The organism is Paracoccus sp. TRP, assembly GCF_000185925.1.
Taxonomy (GTDB): Bacteria; Pseudomonadota; Alphaproteobacteria; order Rhodobacterales; family Rhodobacteraceae; genus Paracoccus; species Paracoccus kondratievae.
On sequence record NZ_AEPN01000091.1, the window covers coordinates 1 to 4,225 of the forward strand.

General features: G+C 62.2%; 3 protein-coding genes and 2 pseudogenes. 2 read left to right on the forward strand and 3 right to left on the reverse strand.

Features of this window, described 5'->3' with window-relative positions; genetic code table 11:
• Positions 1 to 58 precede the first annotated feature (58 nt).
• Positions 59 to 1,240: a Fic family protein gene (locus PARACOCCUSGL_RS0119730; protein ID WP_010400685.1), complete on the reverse strand. Its 1,182-nt coding sequence runs from the start codon at positions 1,238 to 1,240 to the stop codon at positions 59 to 61.
• 326 nt (positions 1,241 to 1,566) lie between these two features.
• A pseudogene (locus PARACOCCUSGL_RS0119735) lies at positions 1,567 to 1,815 on the reverse strand (transposase); the annotation flags it as partial.
• Between PARACOCCUSGL_RS0119735 and PARACOCCUSGL_RS21920 the strand changes: the two are divergent.
• Positions 1,812 to 1,967, forward strand: a pseudogene (locus PARACOCCUSGL_RS21920) (transposase); the annotation flags it as partial. The pseudogenes PARACOCCUSGL_RS0119735 and PARACOCCUSGL_RS21920 sit on opposite strands and share 4 nt — an antisense overlap.
• The gene (locus PARACOCCUSGL_RS0119745) at positions 1,957 to 2,187 is read left to right on the forward strand and encodes an FCD domain-containing protein (protein WP_166435571.1); all 231 of its coding nucleotides are present in this window, start codon (positions 1,957 to 1,959) and stop codon (positions 2,185 to 2,187) included. The pseudogene PARACOCCUSGL_RS21920 and the gene PARACOCCUSGL_RS0119745, both read left to right, overlap by 11 nt.
• Positions 2,188 to 2,360: 173 nt before the next feature.
• Here PARACOCCUSGL_RS0119745 and PARACOCCUSGL_RS0119750 read toward each other — a convergent pair whose 3' ends face one another.
• Entirely contained in the window at positions 2,361 to 4,025 is a 1,665-nt protein-coding gene (locus PARACOCCUSGL_RS0119750; protein ID WP_010400693.1) for a BCCT family transporter, read from the reverse strand.
• Positions 4,026 to 4,225 lie beyond the last annotated feature (200 nt).

Consider the following 4,225-nt stretch of genomic DNA (forward strand, 5'->3'; position numbering starts at 1 on the left):
GGCTCCGCCATTTGTCAACATGACCTAGCCTGTCTTGAGCTCCTTGGGAACGAACAGATCAGCTACCCGCCGGCAAGGGATCGGTCCCTTCGCTAAGGATCGCAAGATAGCGGCGGTAGCTGAACACCCGCCCCCGCTTGCGCCCGGTGATTTCGTCGACGATGCCCATCTTCTCCAGATCGGCCAAGGCGGCATTGACCGTCGGAGCCGACAGGCCTGTCTGCCGGACCAGTTGGTTAGAGGTCAGGAACGGGTTCTGCTGGAAAAGATCGTGAATACGGAGGGTCGATCCGGCGCGATCGCTTTCGGTCGTGATGCGCTCGCGGTCCTCCTTGAACAGGTCGACGATCCTGGTCGCAGCCTCGAAGGCCTGGTTCGCCGTCGCAGCCACCCCGGCAAGGAAGAAATCCAGCCAGGCTTCCCAATTGCCATGTTCGCGCACCTCCTGAAGCAGCCGGAAATAGTCGGCCCGATGTGTCTTCAGATAGAGGCTGAGATAGAGCAGCGGCTTGCGCAGCACCCCGTTGACGCAAAGATACAGCGTCACCAGCAATCGGCCAATACGGCCGTTGCCATCGAGGAACGGGTGGATGGTTTCGAACTGGACATGCAGTAGGCCAGCCTTGATCAGGGCCGGCAATCGCGAACTGTGCTCGTGCATGAAACGCTCCAGCGCGTCGAGGCAGGCATCGAGTTCGGTGACGGGCGGCGGCACATAAAGCGCGTTGCCGGGGCGCGAGCCGCCGATCCAGTTCTGGGAACGGCGGAACTCGCCCGGACTTTTCGTGCCGCCCCGCCCACTTTGCAGCAACCGCGCGTGCATCTCGCGGATCAGGCGCAGGGACAACGGCAATTCCTCCAGCCGCTCCAGCCCATACATCATCGCATCGACATAGTTCGACACCTCGCGGATGTCGTCTATCGGCTCCCCGGCCTGGGCTTCGGTCTCGAAGCGCAGAAGGTCGGTCAGCGTGGATTGAGTCCCCTCGATCTGGGACGACAGCACCGCTTCCTTGCGCACATACATGTAGAGGAACAGTTCCTGGCGCGGCAGCAGCATGGTGATGCCGTCTAGTCGCCCGAGCGCGCGCTCGGCGAGGCTCAACCGCTCGAGAAGCGCCAGCACATCGATCGGCGGCTCCGGCGGGAGGGGCGGCGGAACGAAGGCGCGCACGATCTCGCCCGCGACAGGGGTTTCAACAAAGCGGCCAAGGCGTTGATCAGGTTCGGAATCGGTCATGGGGTGATCATGGCACCCCATCTTTATTTAAGCAATGTCAGTTTCGGTTAAATAACGACAGTGCTAACGTAAGCCACCTTAAATAGACTCCCCCCTTCTATCCGTAGCAGGTCCACAACCGGCACGACCTGCCGTATACCTCTCAAGGATATCGCACACCGAAGCAGAGTTCCCTGGGACGACCAACCCGCGGCCTGCCTCAAGAACGCCGCAAGAAGCCTTGCGCAGTTGCGAGTCTTTCAAGGCTGCGGATAGTATGCCACATAGTCAGAAGAACAAAATGCACCGGTAATCCTCCCCGTTTTAACGGGGCTTGATCGTAGAACTCACGCGACCATTTTCAGCTTCATGGCGGGTGTACCCCCGCCGATGCCCATGTTGGGGCGTTCATTGTTGTAGGTCCATAGCCATTCGGTGGCGATCTGCTGCACCTCCTCGATGGTTTCAAAGATGTAGAGGTCCAGCCATTCATGGCGAACCGTCCTGTTATAACGCTCGACGTAAGCGTTCTGCTGGGGCTTGCCGGGCTGGACGTAGGTCAGGGCGATGCCCTGCTTCTCGGCCCAGGTCAACAGCGTGGGTCCGCGCCGTCGAAATCACCGGGAGCCATATCGGTGACGCACCGGTTCTACCCGACCTGCTCAGCCAGATCCCGGAGGATGAGCAGATCGGAAGTGTCACCGCAGATGGTGCCTATGACACCCGCAAGTGCCACGATGCCATTGCCATCCTGCATCCTCGTGGACAGTTTCCGCGTGGTTACCCGGCAGACCTGGGCGATCGGCTGGCGCTCGCGCGCGACCCATGAGAACCGGCAGGAGAACATCCGCTGCCACGAACGCATCGCAACCGCGATCCTCGTCCAGGATCCCGGCCGCGCCGAAGCCGCCATCGATGAACATTTCGACAGCGCCGTCACCGTGCTGCTGCGGGCCGGCGTGAGGTAAGGGTTGAGAGGCAAGGTTGTCCGAACTGCTGACTGAATGAAACTTGCTTCAGGTGACCTGAACCATTTGAAAGAAAGGGTGCCTCACGCTCTGGCGACAACTTCGAACTGCAGCGCGATGCGGTCAACGGAAATGGGCGGACGCCTGTCCGCCCATTCAGCGTCGTTTCAACCTCAGGCCAGTTCCCGCTTTTCACCCAGCAGGCCCTTGACGATGGCCCAGCAGGCGCCCAGCAGCACCAGCGTGAAGGGCAGCCCGGTCGAGACCGCCATCGCCTGCAGGGCCGTGAGCCCGCCGCCCAGAAGCAGGGCGATGGCGACCAGTCCCTCGAAGCTGCACCAGAAGATGCGCTGCGGCACCGGGGCGTGGATCTTGCCGCCCGCCGCGATGGTGTCGATCACCAGCGAACCGGAATCCGAGGAGGTGACGAAGAATACGATCACCAGAACGATGCCGATGAAGCTCGAGATCGCGGTCAGCGGCAGTTGCGACAGCATTTGGAACAGCTGCAGTTCCAAAGCCGCGTCCGTGACGCCCGTGAAGCCCGCCAGCGTCTCGGAAATCGCAGTGCCGCCAAAGGCCGTCATCCACAGCACCGAGATCAGCGAGGGCACGATCAGCACCGCGGTCAGGAACTGCCGCACGGTGCGCCCGCGCGACACCCGGGCGATGAACATGCCGACAAAGGGCGACCAACTGATCCACCAAGCCCAATAGAAGGCCGTCCAGCCGTGACGGAAGTTGTCGTCGCTGCGCCCGAACGGGTTGGACAGCGGCAGGATCTTGGCGCCATAGGCGGCCAGGTTGCCGAAGAACCCCGTCAGGATCTGCCCGGTCGGCCCGGCGAGGATCACGAAGAGCAGCAGCAGGACCGCCAGCACCATATTGATCTCGGACAGGCGCTTGACGCCTTTCTCGACGCCCAGCACCACCGAGGCTGTGGCCACTCCCGTGATGATGACGATCAGGACGATCTTGGCGGTTATCGCGGTGCTCCAGCCGAACAAGAAATGGAAACCCGCCGATGCCTGCTCTGCGCCGATCCCCAGCGAGGTGGCCAGCCCGAACAGCGTCGCCATCACTGCCAGCACATCCACGACATGGCCCGGCCAGCCCCAGACCCGTTCCCCCAGGATTGGATAGAAGACCGAGCGCAGTGTCAGCGGCAGTCCCTTGTTGTAGGCAAACAGCGCCAGGGCCAGGGCCACCACCGCGTAGATCGCCCAAGGGTGCAGGCCCCAGTGAAAGATCGTCGCGGCCATCGCCAGACGCCGCGCGCCCAACTCGTCCCCCGGCGCACCGTCCAGCGGCGCCCAATCGGTGCGCACGCCGTTCTCGACCACCGGCCCGCCCAAGGCGGCGGTGAAATGCCCCAGCGGCTCGCTGACGCCGTAAAACATCAGGCCGATGCCCATGCCGGCGGCAAAGAGCATGGAGAACCAGCCGGTCAGGGAGAAATCCGCCGTGGCCTCGGGACCGCCCAGCCGGACCGAGCCCAGCGGCGACAGGATCAGGCCAAGGCACAGCAGCACGAAGACATTGCCGGCGATCAGGAAGAACCAATCGAAATTGCTGGTGACCACCTCGCGCAATCCGCCGAAGAACGGCCCCAGGACCGAGGGGAACAGCAGCGTGGCCGCGGTAAAGAGCACCACCGCGACGCCGGAGATCATGAAAACCGGGTTGTGGATGTCGAACGCGACCGGCTTGACACCTTCGATATTGTCCTGACCGATCTCGTAATCGGTCACGATAACCTGGGTCGGGCCCTCGGGCGGCGGCAGGGCCTCGATGCTGGCGTCGGGGGTCGACGGTTCGGGTGAGCTTATCTGTGACATGCGTCCCTTTCTCATTTGGATTCGATCGGGCGCCGATGGCTTCGACTCGACGCAAAACCCGCTTGCAGGGACAAGGGTTTCACATTTCTTTGATCATCGCCACCACAAGGAAGCCTTTGATCGGAGGTTCCGTCTCTTCCCAGGAGAAATGAAGCCGTGTCCCGCGATCATGGGCTCTAGGTGTTTGATCCCACGGTTTG

What these genes read in the sequence shown, in the direction of transcription:
- PARACOCCUSGL_RS0119730 (WP_010400685.1), bottom strand. Translation starts at nt 1,240, where the DNA reads ATGACCGATTCCGAACCTGATCAACGCCTTGGCCGCTTTGTTGAAACC.
- PARACOCCUSGL_RS0119745 (WP_166435571.1), top strand. Translation starts at nt 1,957, where the DNA reads ATGCCATTGCCATCCTGCATCCTCGTGGACAGTTTCCGCGTGGTTACC.
- PARACOCCUSGL_RS0119750 (WP_010400693.1), bottom strand. Translation starts at nt 4,025, where the DNA reads ATGTCACAGATAAGCTCACCCGAACCGTCGACCCCCGACGCCAGCATC.